The organism is Thermomicrobiales bacterium, from assembly GCA_041390825.1.
Classification (GTDB): domain Bacteria; phylum Chloroflexota; class Chloroflexia; order Thermomicrobiales; family UBA6265; genus JAMLHN01.
The window spans coordinates 39,418-57,381 of sequence record JAWKPF010000009.1 but is presented as its reverse complement, the minus strand read 5'-3'; the positions used below and the strand labels follow the sequence as shown (position 1 = coordinate 57,381).

The 17,964-nt window shown below is 61.0% G+C and carries 17 protein-coding genes; 11 read left to right on the top strand and 6 right to left on the bottom strand.

What is annotated here, in order from left to right:
• Positions 1 to 134 precede the first annotated feature (134 nt).
• The 3 genes from R2855_05605 (at position 135) to R2855_05595 (ending at position 2,784) form a co-directional block, all read left to right on the top strand.
• Positions 135 to 1,241, top strand: coding sequence for a carbohydrate-binding domain-containing protein (locus tag R2855_05605; GenBank protein ID MEZ4530491.1), 1,107 nt, complete (start codon positions 135 to 137; stop codon positions 1,239 to 1,241).
• Positions 1,242 to 1,496: 255 nt separating this feature from the next.
• The gene (locus R2855_05600) at positions 1,497 to 2,090 is read left to right on the top strand and encodes a hypothetical protein (protein ID MEZ4530490.1); all 594 of its coding nucleotides are present in this window, start codon (positions 1,497 to 1,499) and stop codon (positions 2,088 to 2,090) included.
• Positions 2,091 to 2,421: 331 nt separating this feature from the next.
• Positions 2,422 to 2,784 carry a DUF488 family protein gene (locus R2855_05595; GenBank protein MEZ4530489.1) on the top strand — a complete coding sequence of 121 codons (363 nt, stop codon included), beginning with the start codon at positions 2,422 to 2,424 and terminating at the stop codon, positions 2,782 to 2,784.
• Positions 2,785 to 2,903: 119 nt separating this feature from the next.
• On the opposite strand, the gene R2855_05590 is transcribed toward R2855_05595, so the two are convergent.
• The 4 genes from R2855_05590 to R2855_05575 all read right to left on the bottom strand — a co-directional run bounded on the left by R2855_05590 (position 2,904) and on the right by R2855_05575 (position 5,687).
• Positions 2,904 to 3,254, bottom strand: coding sequence for an SHOCT domain-containing protein (locus tag R2855_05590; protein ID MEZ4530488.1), 351 nt, complete (start codon positions 3,252 to 3,254; stop codon positions 2,904 to 2,906).
• Between the two features lie 36 nt (positions 3,255 to 3,290).
• Entirely contained in the window at positions 3,291 to 3,719 is a 429-nt protein-coding gene (locus R2855_05585) for a DUF6325 family protein (GenBank protein MEZ4530487.1), read from the bottom strand.
• A 174-nt stretch (positions 3,720 to 3,893) separates the two neighbouring features.
• The gene (locus R2855_05580; protein ID MEZ4530486.1) at positions 3,894 to 4,640 is read right to left on the bottom strand and encodes a hypothetical protein; all 747 of its coding nucleotides are present in this window, start codon (positions 4,638 to 4,640) and stop codon (positions 3,894 to 3,896) included.
• Between the two features lie 69 nt (positions 4,641 to 4,709).
• Positions 4,710 to 5,687 (bottom strand): formylglycine-generating enzyme family protein, encoded by a 978-nt coding sequence (locus R2855_05575; protein ID MEZ4530485.1) that lies wholly within the window; start codon positions 5,685 to 5,687, stop codon positions 4,710 to 4,712.
• Positions 5,688 to 6,176: 489 nt separating this feature from the next.
• Between R2855_05575 and R2855_05570 the strand changes: the two genes are divergently transcribed.
• Complete coding sequence (locus R2855_05570; protein MEZ4530484.1) at positions 6,177 to 7,880, top strand: SulP family inorganic anion transporter; 1,704 nt, start codon at positions 6,177 to 6,179, stop codon at positions 7,878 to 7,880.
• Position 7,881: 1 nt separating this feature from the next.
• Here the strand turns inward: R2855_05570 and R2855_05565 are convergent, their stop codons facing one another.
• Positions 7,882 to 8,613, bottom strand: coding sequence for a class I SAM-dependent methyltransferase (locus R2855_05565; protein MEZ4530483.1), 732 nt, complete (start codon positions 8,611 to 8,613; stop codon positions 7,882 to 7,884).
• A gap of 47 nt (positions 8,614 to 8,660) precedes the next feature.
• On the opposite strand from R2855_05565, the gene R2855_05560 reads away from it, so the two are divergent.
• Positions 8,661 to 9,170, top strand: coding sequence for a hypothetical protein (locus R2855_05560; GenBank protein ID MEZ4530482.1), 510 nt, complete (start codon positions 8,661 to 8,663; stop codon positions 9,168 to 9,170).
• Between the two features lies 1 nt (position 9,171).
• On the opposite strand, the gene R2855_05555 is transcribed toward R2855_05560, so the two are convergent.
• Positions 9,172 to 9,567, bottom strand: coding sequence for a MarR family transcriptional regulator (locus tag R2855_05555; protein MEZ4530481.1), 396 nt, complete (start codon positions 9,565 to 9,567; stop codon positions 9,172 to 9,174).
• 205 nt (positions 9,568 to 9,772) lie between these two features.
• Between R2855_05555 and R2855_05550 the strand changes: the two genes are divergently transcribed.
• From R2855_05550 to R2855_05525, 6 genes are all read left to right on the top strand, one after another.
• Positions 9,773 to 11,008: an MFS transporter gene (locus tag R2855_05550; protein ID MEZ4530480.1), complete on the top strand. Its 1,236-nt coding sequence runs from the start codon at positions 9,773 to 9,775 to the stop codon at positions 11,006 to 11,008.
• A 181-nt stretch (positions 11,009 to 11,189) separates the two neighbouring features.
• Complete coding sequence (locus tag R2855_05545; GenBank protein MEZ4530479.1) at positions 11,190 to 12,482, top strand: acetyl-CoA hydrolase/transferase C-terminal domain-containing protein; 1,293 nt, start codon at positions 11,190 to 11,192, stop codon at positions 12,480 to 12,482.
• A gap of 77 nt (positions 12,483 to 12,559) precedes the next feature.
• Complete coding sequence (locus R2855_05540; protein ID MEZ4530478.1) at positions 12,560 to 12,838, top strand: hypothetical protein; 279 nt, start codon at positions 12,560 to 12,562, stop codon at positions 12,836 to 12,838.
• Positions 12,839 to 12,924: 86 nt separating this feature from the next.
• Entirely contained in the window at positions 12,925 to 14,661 is a 1,737-nt protein-coding gene (locus tag R2855_05535; protein MEZ4530477.1) for a SulP family inorganic anion transporter, read from the top strand.
• 268 nt (positions 14,662 to 14,929) lie between these two features.
• A complete protein-coding gene (pepT, locus tag R2855_05530) occupies positions 14,930 to 16,174 on the top strand; it encodes a peptidase T (protein MEZ4530476.1) in 1,245 nt (414 codons plus the stop codon).
• A gap of 61 nt (positions 16,175 to 16,235) precedes the next feature.
• Positions 16,236 to 17,945, top strand: a complete 1,710-nt coding sequence (locus tag R2855_05525) for an AbgT family transporter (protein MEZ4530475.1) — start codon at positions 16,236 to 16,238, stop codon at positions 17,943 to 17,945.
• The last annotated feature ends 19 nt before the right edge of the window (positions 17,946 to 17,964 follow it).

Sequence of the window (17,964 nt, the reverse complement as noted above, 5' to 3'; positions counted from 1 at the left end):
CCCATTCACAGCGCGTTCGAAGCCCATTGGGATTACTTGGGCAACGCACAGTCGTTTCCCAGCGAAACCACAGCGCGGACCATCACACTCCGCGCAGGTAGAAGTTTGGGCTAGGCACGATGAAAGGAACACCATTGCACCCTTACGGACGTCGATTCAGCGGAGCGATTGCAGCAGTTGCCTTGGTTGGATTGTTGGCGCTCGGCGGTTCGAGCGGTAACGCTCAGGATGCCACCCAGGCGGCAACATCCATCGATATCACTGGGGCGACCACTATCACGCTGGCCGAGGAAATTGCCATCGACGGAGACGGCGCAACGCAAGATGGCACTGACATCGTCATCACCGAAGGTGGATCCTACGTTGTGCAAGGGACGCTCGCCGACGGGATGATTCATGTTGCCGCTCCGGGTGCTTCGGTCGATCTTGTTCTTGCCGGGGCCACGATTTCGAACAGCGATGGCCCGGCTATCTATCTCGAAAGCGCTGCTGAAGCGACCGTCTCTCTGATGGACGGCACCAACAATGCAATCAGCGATGGCGGCGCCGCGGAGCAGGATGCCGCGCTCTATGGGAACGTCTCGTTCACCATTCGCGGCGGCGGCGCGCTCGATGTGCAGGCGGTCGACGAAGGCATCTCGAGCACAGAACACATCTTCATCGAAAGTGGCGCCATCCGTATCCACGCGTACGAAGACGGAATCAATGCGAATCAGGACGGAGTGAGCCAGATCGACATTTCTGGAGGGTTCGTCTTCGTCGCAACCGAAGTGGGCGACGGTATCGATTCCAATGGTTCCATCACGATCACCGGCGGAACGGTCATCACCCAGGGCGCTCTGGTGGATGCCAATAGCGGTCTCGATGCAGACGGTCCCGTCACCATCGACGGTGGAATGGTGCTCAGCACCGGCGTCATGATGCAGGCCCCGTCCCAGGCCTCAGCCCAGGGCATCATTCTCGCGACATTTGGTGGAACGCAAAGCGCGGGCACGCTCGTCGTCGTCCGATCCGGCGATACGGAGCTCGTGGCATTCGCGCCCTCGATCCCGTTCAACGCGATCTACTTCAGCAGCGCGGACGTGGTACCCGGCGTCGCATACGACGTTTATCTGGGCGGCACTGCACAAGGCGAAGCGGTCGACGGCCTTTATGTCGATGGCAGCGCGAATCCGGGAACACTGGTCGCCACGGTGACTACTGAAAGTTCTCAGCAGGGTGGGTTCGGCCCGCCACGGTAGGGGGCGCTGGCCGGGCACACCGTTGGAAATGAGAGAATTTGCTCGGTTCGCTCCGACTTTCCGCCGAGAGTTGCATCTCCCATGACTGACGGTTCCCAAGCACGCCAGCGTCGCAACCGCCCCACGCCCCGAATGGGTCGCGGACCTGATAAGGAACATGCTGAGCCGCTTCGAACCGCGCCAGCGCGGCCGGATTCGGTGCAGGACGCTCCAGCTCGGCTCGCCCATCGCAACTTGTTGCGGTCTTGGGATTTTTTGATCGGGCTCGCCCTGCTCGTAGCGGTGTACGCTTCGGTTTCCGATCCGCTCCGCATCGGCCCAAGGTGGCTGGTGCCGGCGTTGATGCTGGGAATCATGTTCGCGCTCGTGCTCGCACTTCGCGCGGGGCGCCATCCCGAGGCTCGCTGGTTGACGCTGGTGATGACCGGGGTTGCGACGTTGGCCGTGGAAGGCAGCATGGCTGGCCTGGTTTCTCGCCTGATCGACGGCAACGTTTATGCTCCCTATCTCCTGCGCGATGCAGCGCTCCTCTGGATCGTCAACGTGCTCGTCTTCGCGCTCTGGTATTGGGAGCTCGATGGTGGCGGACCGCGCACACGCCACTCGCAGGGGTATGTTCCGACCGATCTCGCGTTCCCGCAGATTGCGCTTGGACGGAAATACAGCAGCAACTGGACTCCGCGATTTATCGACTACCTCTTCGTTGCCTTCACCGCAAGCGCTGCGTTCAGCCCGACCGACACGTCGATTCTCTCGGTTCGGGCGAAACTCCTGCTGATGATTCAGGCCATCGGCTCCATCGTCATTCTGGCGATCGTCGCGGCCCGTGCGATCAACATCCTGAGCTAAGCCCGGATTATTCATACTGGATTCCTCCTGTCCCCAAGCCCCGTAGTCGCAGGATTCCGGTGCTGCTCTTGGCACCCTTCAGCAGGCACAAAGGCCTGCGACTACGTAAGGAAATGGGTGTGACTGGCGAATACGAATATTCCGGAACAGGGCGGCTGAGCACCTGGTCGATTCCCCGGCAATGGAATCGAATCAACAGATGGAGCGTCCACGCCAGGTTCTTCCCGCCAAGAGCTTCCCAAAACGCTCATCCGCTAGACCCGAGCGATATGATTGAGGATGGTAGCCATTTCGCCGACCCTGATCACAGAAATGGCGGGAGGATCTGTCTATGACGGAGCGACGCGTTGTGCACGTCCGACGAGCGTACGAAGCGGCGTCCCCTGAAGACGGAGCTCGTGTTCTGGTCGATCGGTTGTGGCCGCGCGGGGTCAGCAAGGAAAAAGCGCAGCTGACTGAGTGGCGCAAGGACATCGCCCCGTCGACAGAGCTTCGGGAGTGGTATGCGCACGATCCGGCGCGATACGCAGAGTTTGTCAAACGCTACCGCGCGGAACTCGAAGAGCCGGAGCATGCTGCTGCATTGGCCCATCTTCGCGCGCTTGCCAACCAAGGTCCGCTGACGCTGATTACCGCCACGCGCGAAGTATCGATTAGTGAAGCGCAGGTCCTGGCCGATATTCTCAACGGCTGAAACTCGAGATTCGGTTCCCGACGCCGATCGCCATCATGTTTGCCATGAACGCAAACGCCAAACAGGCAAGAGCGCTCGCCCTTGCCTGTCCTGGGTATCTATTGCTCGAGTCCGAAGCCCTACAGACCGAGCAGCTTGTTCTTGGCAGCCTCGTACTGGTCCGGCGTGAGCAGCCCGGCGGCCTGCATGCTTTCGAGCTGCTGCAGCTGGCTCATCATGTCGGAGCCGCCCGCGGGAGCTGGAGCCGCTGCAGGTTGCGATTGCATGGCGTTGACCTGTTGCTGCAACTCGGCCAACTGTTGCTGGCTCTCCGCGGCTGCTTGCTGCTCCGCCATCTCCTGCTGTTGAGCCGCGGCTTTCCCGGCATAGCGCTGCTGCTGGTGATGGGCGACCGCACCCGCGGTTCCGGCAACCACTGCTGTCGTCGCCATGGTGCCGATGATCCCTCGGCCACCTCTTCGTCTCAACATGGTCTTGTTCCTCCTGTTGCAAGAGCTGGCTGCGCGTTAGCCGGCCAACTCTGCGTCTTCGACAATAGCTTCGATCACATCGCGCGGAATCCGCGAGTTGATGATGACTTCTCCGTTCGCATTGCGCAGGGCCTGCGCGAATTGCGCGGCCCAGGCATTCTCGAACAACAACAATGCCGCTGACGAGTTCGGCTCCAACAGCACGCCGATGCTCTCAGCGTCTTCCTGGGAGAGCAGCTCGTCCTCTGGTTGGGAAATCGGCTCCAACAACGCGGCCACTTCGTCTCCAAGTCCGTTCTGTTCGTAGACGAACACAGCGCCATCGCTGTCTTTGAGCACGAAGAGAAAGTCGATCACGCGGATGAGACCGGTGTCGACAAGATCTTGAAGTGCCGGCGCCAACTCGCCGGAGAACTGATTGCCGGGGAACTTGACCACCAGCATTTCCACTGGGCCGTATGCCATGAAAGCTACCTCTCGCTTCACTGATATCGCCGGACAGCTGACAGCCCGTGCGCGTTCGCCGTGGTTGCGCCTGTCTCGTTCATGGTAACGAGATCAGACGGTCGCGACTATACATCCAAAGAGGCAAATGACAATGCTTTGGCTGCTCGCGCACGGCACATCCAGAATCCGCCACTAGATCTCGTCGGCAAGTTGACCAGGTGGTTCCAAAGACTCCGCAAGGCTTTCGGGACTCGACTCATAGGCAAGAAAGATGATGAGCAAGCCAAGCCCGAGCACCCAGAGCGGAAAGACGACGGCCAGCCAAACCGTGAGCGAATAGCTCAGAAAGAGAACCGCGGCGACAACGTAGCCGATGTAGGCAAACCATTTCGGCATGTATCCCGAGGCGCGTCCGATGTTCGTTGTCGTCATGACGAACATCGCAGACAAGCGCACGCCAAAGACCAGCAATAGCGCGTTGCCATAAAGAGGAAAATCCCGCGCCATCTCTGGATCGATCGCCTGGTCGCTCAGTTCCGCCAGCGCTGCCGGCATCGTCGACGCGGCAGCGGACGCCAACGCCAGGATGATGAACCCAACACCACTGAGGAGCTGGACGGTCCCAACCAGTTGACTCCCGCGTCGATGGCTTTGGGCAACCCATTGACGTAATGCCGCAAGGAACCAAATGAACGCGATTGCCGAGAACGGCAAGACGTAGAGCCCAACCAGCACGATCTTGCGGCGCTCAGAACTGTTGTAGAAATCGATGAATGACTGTGCATCGGAACCCGGTCTTGGCGCCTGCGAGAGCAGCCAAAGGCTCGTCAAGAACAGGATGGCAAAGAGTGCGCCAACTGCGCCCGTCAGGATGGCGGCTCTACGACGAGCATTGGTTGTGTCAGCCGTCTCCGGACTGATGCGGGATCCCTCGAACACTGCACCGACCTCCGGCCGAACTCCAACAACGCTCTCATTCCGTCCGGGCCCGGCGCCATGTCGCACAAGCTATGGGCGCACAACGCATCGGAAGCCGATGTGATTCGTGCCCGTATCGATCGGGTGATTCATGCGCGCAGCGGGCCGATATCTCCGGCAGTAGTTTTCCGCGCAAGCGAACGATCCGCCCTTCAGGACCTTGCGCGGTGTTGGAGCGCCCGGAGCGTTCGGATCGATGCTTTCTTCCCGTCCAGCGCCTCGCGGATTGAGTTCTGGCGCCGAGCAACACCCGCGCTCCACATCACCATGGCCGGCAAACCAGTCCGCCGTCCACTCCCAGGCGTTCCCGATCATGTCATGCAGTCCATAGTCGTTCGGTGGAAACGAGCCAACGGGCGCAGTGCGCGAGAATCCATCCAGCTCGAGATTCTGCCAGGGAAACTCGCCTTGCCAGTAATTCGCAAGCATCTTGCCATCAGGCGCAAGCATGTCACCCCACGCGAACTCGCGTCCTTCGTGGCCGCCGCGCGCCGCCCGCTCCCACTCCGCTTCGGTCGGTATGGATTTGCCGCTCCACTCGGCGAATGCTTCGACATCGGCCCAGGCAAGATGGACGACCGGGTGCTTATCACGCCCCTGAATATCGCTCCCCGGGCCCTCCGGGTGACGCCAATCGGCGTCCGGTTGCCAGCGCCACCAGGCGTAGTGATCGACCATCGGCACCGGGCCAGGCGGTGGGGTGAAGACCACAGAGCCCGGCACCAGGTCATTCGGGTCTGCGCCCGGATAGTCCTCCAGTTTGGGGACCTGCTCGGCTACTGTGACATAGCCAGTTTCCCGCACGAACCGGCGGTACTTGGCGTTGGTAACCTGGAACCGGTCCATCCAGAACCCATCGACCGTCACTTTGTGCGCCGGGGCCTCTTCCGGATAGTGCCGGTCCGATCCCATCGTGAATGTGCCGCCCGGAATCCAGACCATGTCCAGATCGGGCGCCGGTCCAGGAGCGTCGTCCTGCCGCGGATTTCGATTGTGTGCGACTGCCATTCGTCACCCCTGCCGTTCATCGGCATGCACCGGTGAATAGCTCGATCCTACCCTAACCTATCAAGGTCGCCAATGGATCGATGGTGGTATCTCTTCGGGAGATGGTGCATCACTCTCCCAGACCACTCAATTGCACCATTTCGGAGCATGACGCGCGCTCCTTTGCAGGCGAAGATAGCGCTGGCTCGAACAGCCTCAGCGTGCAATTCGATCCCGCGCCAGCAAATTCCTTGCATGATCTTGAGCGTTCACTGATTCAGAATGGGGACGGACTGGAGACGCGTGAGACCATCGACTTCGTGATAGAGGAACGCCGAACCGAATTCTGGCTTTCGATGCCGAACAGAACCGGCAGCTGGCCATTCGCTTTCGCCGCAACTGCGGTCTCGATCGAATCAGGCTGCGTACTCTCTTCGTTTTTCGATGCCGTTAACACGTACGATGGACACGATCGAGTCTCTTCAGGAAAACGTGAGGACAAGATTTCGGATGCAGCAAGTCAATTCGGTTGACTCTGGCCACGGTCGCCGCATCGGGTCGGTGGTTCCATTCTTTCGTTGGATCAAGACCTACGACCGTGGTCGCTGGCTGCGGCTCGATCTCATGGCCGGCCTGACCGTGGCGGCGTTTTCCGTTCCGGAAAGCATGGCGTACGCGGGTTTGGCTGGCTTGAGCCCTGAGCACGGGCTCTATGCCAGCATGATTGCTTTGCTGGTCTACATGTTCTTCGGCACCTCGAACCAGATGTCGGTTGGCACCACGTCGGCGCTGGCGATCATGGTAGCCGGAACGCTTGGGGCGCTCGCGCTCGAACCGGATGAATATCTGGCCGCAGCGCAGCTCACCGCGGTGACGGCAGGGCTCATCGCTATCCTCGCCGGGCTCCTCAAGCTCGGCTTCGTTGTCAATTTCATCTCGGAATCGGTACTCAAGGGGTTCTCCGCCGGCGCCGCGCTCTACATCGCGTCCAGTCAGCTTCCCAAGCTCTTCGGGATCGAGGGCGTGCAGGGCAACTTTTTCGAACGGGTCCGCAATGTCATCGAAAACCTCGACGAGACCAACAAGTGGACGCTCGCGCTCGGTTTGGTCAGCATCGCGCTCTTGATCCTCTTCGAGAAGTATCTTCCGGCGCTGCCTGGTTCGCTGATCGTCGTGTTAGCGGCAATAGGACTGATGTATGTGACCGATCTGCAAGAGAAGGGTGTGACTGTTGCCGGCGAGATTCCGAGTGGTTTGCCGTCGCTGGGCATCTCCGGGATCCCCTCCGATCACTTTTCCGATATCTTCGGACTGGCCATTGGGTGCTTCCTCCTCTCATATGTCGAGGGGATCGGCGTCGCGAAGACCTTTGCCGCCAAGCACAAACAGCGGATCGACGCAAACCAGGAACTCTATGCCAATGGCGCCATCAATATCGCGGCAGGTATCGCCAAGGGCTTTCCGGTCGGTGGCAGCATGTCGCGCTCCGCGGTGAACGAGGCCGGGGGCGCGAAGACGCCCCTGGCAGGCGGTTTTGCAGCCATCTTGCTCGGAGTAGTGCTGCTCTTCTTGACTGGCGTCTTTGCGAAACTGCCCGAAGCAACGTTGGCCGCAGTGGTGCTCGTGGCCGTCAAGGGTCTGCTCGACATCCCCGCGCTAAAGCGAATCTACCGGCTGAGCCGGGGCGAGTTCGCAGCCGCCATGCTGACCGCGGGCGGGGTGCTGACCTTCGGAATGCTCGAGGGCATCGTCATCGGCGCCGGGTTCTCGCTTCTGCTGCTCGCGTATCGCGCTTCGAAACCGCGCGTCGATACTCTCGGCCGCGTCCCAGGCACCGATGTCTTCTCTTCACTCGAACGTCATCCGTCGAATGAGTCGATTCCCGGCACGCTCATCGTGCGCGTCGACGGCGGGATCTTCTACGCCAACGCGGACGCCGTGAAAGACAACATCGACGCGTCAATCGACGCAGCCGATCCGCCAATCGACCGGCTGGTGATCGATCTGGACAATGTGGCCTCGCTCGATCTGGCAGCTATCGACATGCTGGGTGACCTGGACGAAACATGTGGCGATCGCAACATCGAGCTCATGCTCGTAGGGGCCACCGCAAGCGTGCGGGATACGTTGCGGGCCGATGGACTGGAACGCCTACTGGTGGGAACACCGGGTCATACGACGGTGGACGACGCGCTCTCGCAATCCAGCCAGTGAGCTAGCGGCCGTAGACCGAAATGTGCCGCCGGCTCGATCCATCGAACGGCTCGCCGAGCCAGCCTCCGTACCGCGCATGCAATCGGAGCCCGGCGATGCGCGCCATCAGGTCCATCTCGCTTGGCCAGATGTAGCGGGTGACGATGGGTGCGAGGGAGATACCCTCCCCTGAGATATGGACATGATTCTCGTCCAGCAGCTGGGTTGCGATATCGAACCGAGCCACGTCTAGCGTCACTGCATCGACCTCCACCCGTTCCGCATCGACATATTGATGGTTCCGAGTCGAGACAAACTGCGTTGGCATCTCCGCCTCCAGCACGAACACCCCCTCGTTCGTCAAGTGTTTCGCTACGTTTTCGAAGCAGCGCACCTGATGGTCCTGGGTCAGGAGGTTGTAAATCGTGTTGAACACAACGAAGATGAGGGCAAACTCACCCTCGACCCCGACCTCGGCGTAGTCGCCCATGGTGACTGGAATCTCGCTGCCACCCGGCTTGCGCCGCAGTTGCGCGACCATGTCCTCGGACAGCTCGATTCCAGACACGGCGAGCCCGCGCCGCGCCAGTGGCAGCCCGATGCGCCCCGTTCCGATGGCCAACTCGAGTACCGGACCGCCTCTCGCCTGCCGGGCCAGAAAATCGACGGTTTCGTCCTCGTCTCCGCGGAGGTGATCGTCATAGCTGGCGGCGACACGGGGTCCGAAGCTTTTGGCCGGATCGAAATTACGCATGGGTCCTCCCGTTAGCTGCGGTTGTGTTCGGTACGATACCGAACAAGATGGATGGAGAGGTCACCGAGCAAAATGCCATCGACCTGATCGACCTGATCGAGTCGGTCGGGATCGAGATGTATGTCGATGGAGGCTGGGGAGTGGACGCGCTGCTTGGCAGGCAAACTCGTCCCCACCTCGACCTGGACATCGCGCTACCCTACCGCGATCTCCCGTTGCTTCGCCGCTTGCTGATCGTGGCTGGATTCGTGCAGATTCCCACTGCCGACACATGGGAACACAACTTCGTGGTGCAGGACGAGCAATTGCGACGCATCGACGTCCACAGCTACATCCTGGACGATTCTGGCCAAAATACCGGCGGAGTCGCCTACTTCGGACACCATCTGGAGGGAATCGGACACATTGGCGGCCGAGAAGTGCGCTGTATCCCGGTCGATACGATGATCGAGTTCCATCTGGGATACGAACCGGATGAAGGGGACTTTCTCGACGTTCTCGCGCTTTGCGAGGCATTTGGCCGGCCGCTGCCATCGGAATACGAACGCTTCCGCTAACTCAACGTTCGGGCGCGGTCACGGCATTCGCCAGCCGCTCCAGCACGTCGATGGCGCGATCGAGGTCGGCCAATTCCTCGGGCAGCACCGTCGCCTCGATGGCATTGGCCAGCCACGCCTCGCTGGTTTCGAGCAGCGCAGCCAGCAGGGCGCGACCCGAATCGTCGATGGAAATCCGGGTTTTTCGGCGGTCGGATGGATCGGGCGCGGCGTGGACGTAGCCGAGCTCCTTCAGTCCCTTGAGTTGCTGGGCTACTGCCTGCGGCGTGATGTGCTCAGCCGCCGCCAGGTCTGAGGCCGTCGACGGTCCGTGACGGGAGAGGAATCGAAGGATCGACACCTGGGTGATGGAGAGGTCGGTCACCTGCCAACGCGCGCTTTTCAGGGCGCTGCGCAAGCGCGTGACAGCCGTGGCGAGACGCAATGCCTGATCATCCCGAACCATTGTCTCGATCGCGTTCATGATCGAATACTAGGATTCGCCAAGCAACTTGTGCAAGCTGCTTGCCGATCTGGTACGCTCCTCGAATGTCCAGTCCCACACAGTGCCATCCCACGTCTGCGTTCATCCGATGAACCTCACCGGTCGTGCTGGATCCAGCGTGCGAACGACCTTTCTTTCCCTGCGCAATCGAAACTTTCGGCTCTTTTTCATCGGTCACCTGATTTCGAACACCGGGAACTGGCTCACCAACGTGGCGTTGACGCTGCTGGTGCTCAGCCTGACCGACAACGGACTGGCAGTCGGCATCCTGGCAGCTTGCCAGTACGGCCCGGTCTTCTTTCTCTCCGCCTGGGCCGGGGCGGTTGCCGATCGATCGGACAAACGACGCTTCCTCTTCATCACCCAATCGCTCTCGATGCTGCAGTCGTTCGCGCTCGCCATCATGGCATTCATGCCAAACCCGCCCCTACCGGCGTTCTACGTGCTTGCCGTTCTGGGAGGCATCCTGCTCTCGTTCGACAACCCGCTGCGGCGCTCGTTCGTCCCGGAAATGGTGCGGCAGGACGACATTGCAAACGCGGTTGTGCTCAACAGCCTGGTCATCAATGTGTCGCGCATCTTCGGACCGACGCTCGCTGGACTTCTGATCGTGACGCTCGGCTACGGTTGGTGCTTCACGATCGATGCGTTCTCGTATCTTGCGGTGCTGATCTGCCTCTTCATGATGCGCCCGGAAGAACTACGCCGCCGTCCACCGAAACCACGCGCGAAAGGCGAGGTACGCGACGGAATCCGCTACATCCGATCCGTGCCGGTCCTCTGGATCCCAATGGCGATGCTCGCGGCCATCGGGATCCTGGCCTACAACTTCACCGTCACGCTGCCCCTCTTCGTTACCGGTGCGCTGCATAGTAACGACGCCATGTTCACCCTGCTCTATGCCACGTTCAGCTTTGGTTCGGTGGTGGGAGCGCTCGTCGTTGCCAATCGAGGGCTGGTGTCGGTCCGCACCATCGTGATTGGCGCTGGGTTGCTCGGTCTGTGCATGCTGGCGCTGGCAAGCATTCCGAGCGTCCGCGCGGGGTTTCCGATCATGCTGCTCCTTGGCGCGGCGAGCATCCTTTACATGACATCCACAACCGCCAATGTGCAAGTGACCGCCCGTCCAGACATGCATGGGCGGATTCTGGCGTTGCAAAGCTCGTTGATGATTGGTGGAACCCTGATCGGGGCGCCCGTGCTCGGGTTCCTGGCGGATGTGGCAGGAACCCGGGCGCCGATTGTGCTCGGCGGTTTGGTCTGCATCGGAGCGGCAATCCTCGGAGGCTACGCATTGCGGGCCCAGGCTCCGGAAGCGATCCGCGCTCACAGAGTTCCGTCCAATACAAGCTGATTCCGCTGCTGAGGAGCGAGCGCTTTGCGGTGGGAGGTTTGCAATCGACCCATCTTCGCCGCCTTTGTCACGATCCTGCAAGGCTTCAGTCAGGGACGCAACGAGGTAGTCACGTTCCCGCCGTACACTCATGCTCGGCGCTGTCGCAGGCACGCCCTTCGATCGCAGGGAGAGCTTCTCGATGACGAACCCGAGATTCGTAGACGCCGAGGAAGCGTTGCGGCCGGTGCAATCCGGCGACCGCGTCTATTTGCACGAAGCAGCCATGGCGCCGCTCGAGTTGATGGACGCGCTTTGCGACCGGGCAATGGAGCTGACCGGCGTCGAAACCGTTTCGATCCATACCGACGGTCCAGCCCCGCATGTCGATCCGAGATTGCAGGGCCATCTTCGGCACAACGCGTTGTTCGTCGGCTCGAACGTGCGCGCGGCGGTAAACGATGGCCGCGCCGACTACACGCCCGTCTTCCTTTCAGAAGTGCCGAACCTTTTCCGTGGGCCGCTGCCGCTCGATTTCGCCCTGCTCCAGGTGACACCTCCCGACACACACGGATTTTGCCGTCTGGGCGCTTCGGTCTCGTGCGCCCGGTCGGCAGCCGATGCCGCCAAAACGGTCATCGGACTTGTCAATCCCAGAGTGCCGGCAACCATGGGCGCCTCGGCAATTCATGTCAGCCGCTTTGCTGCGCTCGTGGAGACCGACCGGCCTCTGCCGGAGCATCGTCCGGCAACAGTCGGACCGATCGAGCGCATGATCGGCGAGCACGTCTCCGCGCTCATACCCAACGGCGCGACGCTGCAGCTTGGGATCGGCGCCATTCCTGACGGCGTGCTGGCGTCATTGACCGATCGCGAGGATCTCGGCGTGCATACCGAGATGTTCTCTGACGGGTTGGTCGATCTGGCCGATCGCGGTGTCATCACCAATCGCTACAAGAACACCTGGAACGGCCGCGTGGTCACCTCGTTTGCCGTTGGCACCCAGCGGCTCTTCGACTTCATCGACGGAAACCCATTCGTCGAATTTCACCCGTCGGATATCGTCAATGACACCCGGGAGATCCGGAAAATCGACAACATGATCGCCGTCAACTCCGCGCTGGAGATCGACCTTACCGGGCAAGTGGTGGCCGATTCCATCGGCGAGTCGATCTACAGCGGAATCGGAGGCCAGATGGATTTCGTTCGCGGCGCGCAACTCGCACGCGGAGGCAAAGCCATCCTGGCGCTTCCATCGACGGCAAAGGGAGGAACGCTCTCGCGCATCGTTCCCACCCTGAAACCGGGCGGCGGTGTGGTGACGACCCGCGGACATGTGCAATACGTCGCCACCGAGTACGGGATCGTCAACTTGAGCGGACAACCGATTCGCCGTCGCGCGGAAATGCTCGCGTCGATCGCGCACCCGGACATGCGGCCGGAGTTGCTCGACGCGCTGAAGCACCGCTTCCATCTCATGCCGTCCAGCCGATAGGGATTTGCCGGTTCGAGGCGCTTCTTGCCAAAATAGCGGCGGTGTCGCCCGTTTTCTGAGACCGAATATCCAGTCCCATGTGGAGACAGTACGAAGTTCGCCCGAAATGGAGCATGGACCGCTATGGCCGGCGGGCCTCGCTGCGGCATTTCCGCACCGCGGGGCCGCTCCCAGCCAAAGCGTTCGCCACGCTCGGCGCTGACGGCACCCTGGAATTGGTGACCTTTCCGCCCTCGGGCGGCGGCGACTTCCAACCCCGCCGCAAAACCCCTCCCAATCTGCGGCTCGAATGCCGCGCTGGCGTGGCCTATTTCCTGTTGCTGGTGTTGATCGCGTTTCACCTCCCCGCTCCCTGAGCCCTGTCGACGCACGAGTAAAGAGCGCCAATTTCCGTTCGCGCCTCTTCGTTCCTATGGTCGATCGTGTTCAGGAGTGTCTCCCATTGTCCATTGCCCGTCCTGCGCTGCGTCAGCCGGCGCTCGTACAACTCCTTCGTGACGAGTTCAAGGGGTACAACCAGGTTTCCGGCCGGCGCGATCTCATCGCGGGGCTGACGGTCGCTGCCGTCGCCCTACCGCTCGCGCTTGCGTTCGGGGTGGCCAGTGGGTCCACTCCTGCCGCGGGATTGGTGACCGCCATCGTTGGCGGATTCCTGATCGGGCTGCTGGGCGGAGCGCCCTATCAGATCAGCGGCCCCACCGGCGCAATGTCCGCGGTGCTCATCACTATTGCCAACCAACAGGGAATGCGTGGGCTCTGGATTGCCGGCGTCATGGCCGGGTTGCTGATCCTGGCGATCGGCATCTTCCGGCTCGGGCGAATCGTCAATCTCATCCCTGCCCCGGTCATCACTGGATTCACCAGCGGCATCGCGCTCGTCATCTTCATCGGGCAGATCGACAACTTCCTGGGAATCAAGACTCCGTCCGAAGAGCGCTCGATTATGAAGCTGGCGGGGTATCTCCGGGAGCCGCTTCCGCCGATCGATTGGCAGGCTGTGGCCTGCGGGTCGATCGTGATGGCCGTCATGCTCGTTCTTCCTCACCTTCGCCGGGTACGCGCGATTCCCGCGGCGCTCCTGGGCATTGCCATCGCCACCGCGTTCGCCGTGTCGCTCGACTGGGACGCCGCCACCATTGGCGCAATTCCACGCGGCATCGTGCTGGACGACCGGCTCGTCCCGAACCGGAGCGACCTGGAACTGGTGCCCGAGTTGATCGTTCCGGCGCTCGCCATCGGCATGCTCGGGTCGATCGAGAGTCTGTTGTGCGGCATCGTGGGCGGCCGCATGACTGGCCGGAAGTTGGCGGTCAATCAGGAACTCATTGCGCAGGGTATCGGAAACATCGCACTGCCCTTTTTCGGCGGCGTGCCGGCCACCGCAGCCATCGCGCGAACCAGCGTCGGCGTCAAAGCCGGGGGCGTCACCCGCATGGTCAGCATCATCCATGCCATCACCCTGCTGATCGGCGCGCTCTTTCTCGGGTCGCTGCTTGGGCACATTCCATTGGCAGCGCTCGCTGGGGTGCTCTTTGTCACCGCCTGGCGCATGAACGAATGGCATTCGATTCGATACTACTGGGATCATCGCCTGATCGGCGCAATCGCCGCGTTCCTCGTCACCATGCTCGCCACGGTCGCGCTCGACCTGACGCAGGCCATCGTCGTTGGTCTTGGGCTCAGCGTGGTCCTTTTCTTGCGGCAGGCCTCACGGCTCGAAGTGAACACAGCCCCAGTCAGATGGGATGAAGCCGGGGTCGTTTCGCAACGGCTGCCCGATGCGAATGTCGTCTACATCACGGGCCCGCTCTTTTTCGGCTCGGTCAACCAACTTGTCGAGCGGATCGAGTCGATGCCGTTCAGCAAGACGCTCATTCTTTCGATGCGCGGGGTGCCGATGGCCGATGTCTCGAGCGTGCAAGCCATCGAGCACATTTGGCGGGAGCACGCCAAGGCCGGTGGCGCGATCTATATCAGCGGGTTGCAACCACAGGTACGCGGGGTACTGGAGCGCGCCGGGTTGGTCGACGAAATCGGCGAGCAGCACTTCTTCTGGAGCGCCGCCCAGGCAATCGACCGAATCGGTGAGCTGGCTCGTCACGCCGAAGCCGAGACATCACCGCAGGAACCACCGGCTGAGTCGCTGGATGAGTTGCCGCTGGGAATCTCGACGGTCTAGCCTGGCGACCCATTGGTCACCAAGGTTCGGGTCCTGACTCACTCACCACGCGGGAGTCGTCCCAAGAACGGGCGCGCTCAGCTTCTTCGTATTCCCGCCAATCGGCTGGGCGACCGCTTGTGCGTTCATCAGCTTGTTTCCGTGGTGACTCGAAGCGGACGCCATGAGCGAACCTGCCAGGAAAGGCGCCCCGCTCCACTCTCGCTCCTCGACCCACGCACTATGATGGCGCGCAGAATGGCATGATCGAATCATGAGGAGGACTCGAATGACCGATTGGTACCTGGCGGACTTGGAGGAGCGATTTCTCCGCTATGTCAAGATCGATACACAGGCGGACGAATCGTCACCCACCAACCCAAGCACCGCGGTTCAGCTCGATTTGCAACGGGTCCTGGTCGATGAGCTCACCGAGTTGGGAGCCGACGACGTTCGTCTCACCGATTACGGCGCGGTCATCGCAACCATTCCAGCGACCGTAACGGGCGAAATCCCGACGATTGCGTTCCTGGCGCATGTCGACACGTCGCCACAGTTCGCCGCCAGCAACGTCAAGCCGATCGTGCACCGCAATTACCAGGGGGGCGATCTCGTTCTGTCCGAGAACCCGCCGATTGCGATTCTTGCCGGCGAAACTCCCTATCTCGCCACGCAAATCGGGAACGACATCGTGACATCGAGTGGCGACACGCTGCTTGGAGCGGACGATAAGGCCGGAGTTGCGATCGTGATGGCATGTGCCAGGCACCTGCTTCAGGATCCATCGATCCCGCACGGCACGATTCGCGTTTGCTTTACCCCGGACGAGGAGATCGGGCGGGGCGTGCATCCGGACTTGCCGGGAGATCTCCAGGCTGACTTCGGGTACACGCTGGATGGAGCCGAACGGGGCGAAATCGTTTACGAGACCTTTTCTGCCGACAAGGGAACAGTCCACATCGAAGGCGTCTCGATCCATCCCGGCCAGGCAAAGGACGTGATGGTCAATGCGCTGCACTTGGCGGCCAAGGTCATCGAGACACTCCCCCACGTCACTCGCACCCCGGAAACCACCGATGGCCGGCAAGGTTTCATTCACATCTATCACATGACCGGCGGTTCGGCGACGGCCACGCTCGAGTTCATTCTGCGCGACTTCGACGACGAGAAGCTCGCGGAGAACGGCCGGATTCTGCAAAGCGTCTGCGACACGATTCAGCTCACCGAGCCGCGCGCCAAAATCACCTGCACCATCACGCCGCAGTACCGCAACATGGCGAATTGGCTGAAGAACGACATGCGACCCGTCGACCTGGCACGCGAGGCATGCGAGCAACTGGGTATCGACGTCATTTCCCCACCCATCCGGGGCGGAACCGACGGTTCACGCTTGACCGAGCTCGGGGTTCCCACTCCCAACATCTTCACCGGCATGCAGAACATCCATGGCCCGCTCGAATACAACAGCTTGCAGGATATGGAAAAGGCAGCCGAAGCAATCGTGCTGCTCGCACAGCTCTGGGCGCAAAAATAACGGCGGTTCGACGCCCGAACGGTCGGGGGTCGGGATTCAAGGCGTGGAACGGGAGGCGGAAATGGCACAGGCGGCAGCACCTCCGGAGGACCGGGGATTCGTCAACAAGATGCTCGATACGATCGAGAAGGTGGGGAACAAGGTTCCCACCCCGGTCATGATGTTTCTTTACCTCATCATCGGCGTCATCGTCCTTTCGGCGGTGCTGGACCTGGCGAACGTCCACATCACAGAAGACATCATCGTCGCCCCGCCCGAACAGGTCGAACAGTATTTTCCTGGCGAGACAGCCGGTCCGGCACTTCAGCCGGTGACCGATGACCCCATCGAGGGGTATCAACTCACCGATGCGGAATGGATCGACGATTTCGAAGTCGAAACCGTCACCATTGGCATTCGCAGTTTGGTCTCGGTGGACGGATTCAGATTCATCTTCACCTCGTTCGTGAGCAACTTCGCCGGTTTTAGTGTGGTGGCTGTCATCTTCGTCTCCATGATCGGCATCGGCGTCGCCGAGCATGCCGGGCTCATGGACGCGCTCATTCGCAAGCTCGTCGGCGTCGCGCCCGGCAGCATCCTGACCTTTGTCATCATCCTGATCGGCGGGCTCTCCAGTGTTGCAACCGACGCTGGCTACTTGATTCTGATACCCCTGGCGGCCGCAGCGTTTCTCAGCATCAAACGCCATCCGTTGCTCGGATTGGCCGCCGCTTATGCTGGCGTTAGCGCGGCATTCTCGGTCAACATTCTCATCGCGCCACTCGATGCCATGCTGACCGAAATGACCAATGAGGCCATCGCGATCGCCGATCCGAGCCAATCGATCACGATCACCGCCAACCTCTACTTCTCTATCGCCTCCACTATTCTGATGGCCATCGTCATGACCATCATTGCCGAGAAAGTCACCGCCAAGCAGTTGGGCGAATACGATCCTTCGCTCGCCGCGCCGCTCGATAGCGAAGGTGACGCCGATCCCGCCATTGCTGAGAAGCCACCGCTCAGCCCGGAAGCGGAGTCGCGCGGGCTGCGCTGGTCGCTCTATGCGTTGATTGGGATGGTCGTGTTGGTCATCGCAATGACCGCGCCGAGCGGCGCTCCGCTACGCGATCCGGTTAGCGGTGACATCATCGGCAACACCCCCTTCATGGACAGTCTGATCTTCATCATCACGCTGCTCTTCCTGGCAATGGGCCTGGGATTTGGTTTCGGAGCGGGGACCTTCAAATCGAGCAACGATGCGATCGCGGGTGTGACCAAAGCATTCGCTGGGCTGGCCGGACTGATCTTCATGTTGCTGATGATCAGCCAGTTCATCGCGCTCTTCAACTGGTCGAACATGCCAAACGTGATTGCAGGCAAGTTGGCCAACTGGCTGGGCGATGCCGGATTCAGCGAGATTCCGCTCCTGATCGGCTTCATCCTGATCATCTGCTTGCTGGACATCATCATGCCCGGATCGATGCCGAAATGGGCCATCTTCGCGCCGATCTTTGTGCCACTCTTCATGCAGCTCGGCGTGGCGCCGCAAACGGTGCTCGCTGCCTATCGCGTTGGCGATTCGCCCCTGAACGTCATCACGCCGCTGATGGTCTATCTCCCGTTCATCCTGGTGGTGGCGCAACGCTATGTGAAGGACACCGGCATCGGCACGATCATCTCGTTGATGATTCCGTACACCCTGGTCGTGCTGCTGGTTTGGATCGTGTTCTTCATCGCCTGGTACGTGATCGGGATTCCTCTCGGTCCTGGCTACTCGGTCGGCACATAGGGACACCTCGCCAGCATTC

What these genes read in the sequence shown, in the direction of transcription:
- R2855_05565 (MEZ4530483.1), bottom strand. Translation starts at nt 8,613, where the DNA reads ATGCGTAATTTCGATCCGGCCAAAAGCTTCGGACCCCGTGTCGCCGCC.
- pepT (MEZ4530476.1), top strand. Translation starts at nt 14,930, where the DNA reads ATGACCGATTGGTACCTGGCGGACTTGGAGGAGCGATTTCTCCGCTAT.
- R2855_05570 (MEZ4530484.1), top strand. Translation starts at nt 6,177, where the DNA reads ATGCAGCAAGTCAATTCGGTTGACTCTGGCCACGGTCGCCGCATCGGG.
- R2855_05595 (MEZ4530489.1), top strand. Translation starts at nt 2,422, where the DNA reads ATGACGGAGCGACGCGTTGTGCACGTCCGACGAGCGTACGAAGCGGCG.
- R2855_05525 (MEZ4530475.1), top strand. Translation starts at nt 16,236, where the DNA reads ATGGCACAGGCGGCAGCACCTCCGGAGGACCGGGGATTCGTCAACAAG.
- R2855_05545 (MEZ4530479.1), top strand. Translation starts at nt 11,190, where the DNA reads ATGACGAACCCGAGATTCGTAGACGCCGAGGAAGCGTTGCGGCCGGTG.
- R2855_05575 (MEZ4530485.1), bottom strand. Translation starts at nt 5,687, where the DNA reads ATGGCAGTCGCACACAATCGAAATCCGCGGCAGGACGACGCTCCTGGA.
- R2855_05560 (MEZ4530482.1), top strand. Translation starts at nt 8,661, where the DNA reads ATGGATGGAGAGGTCACCGAGCAAAATGCCATCGACCTGATCGACCTG.
- R2855_05590 (MEZ4530488.1), bottom strand. Translation starts at nt 3,254, where the DNA reads ATGTTGAGACGAAGAGGTGGCCGAGGGATCATCGGCACCATGGCGACG.
- R2855_05585 (MEZ4530487.1), bottom strand. Translation starts at nt 3,719, where the DNA reads ATGGCATACGGCCCAGTGGAAATGCTGGTGGTCAAGTTCCCCGGCAAT.
- R2855_05540 (MEZ4530478.1), top strand. Translation starts at nt 12,560, where the DNA reads ATGTGGAGACAGTACGAAGTTCGCCCGAAATGGAGCATGGACCGCTAT.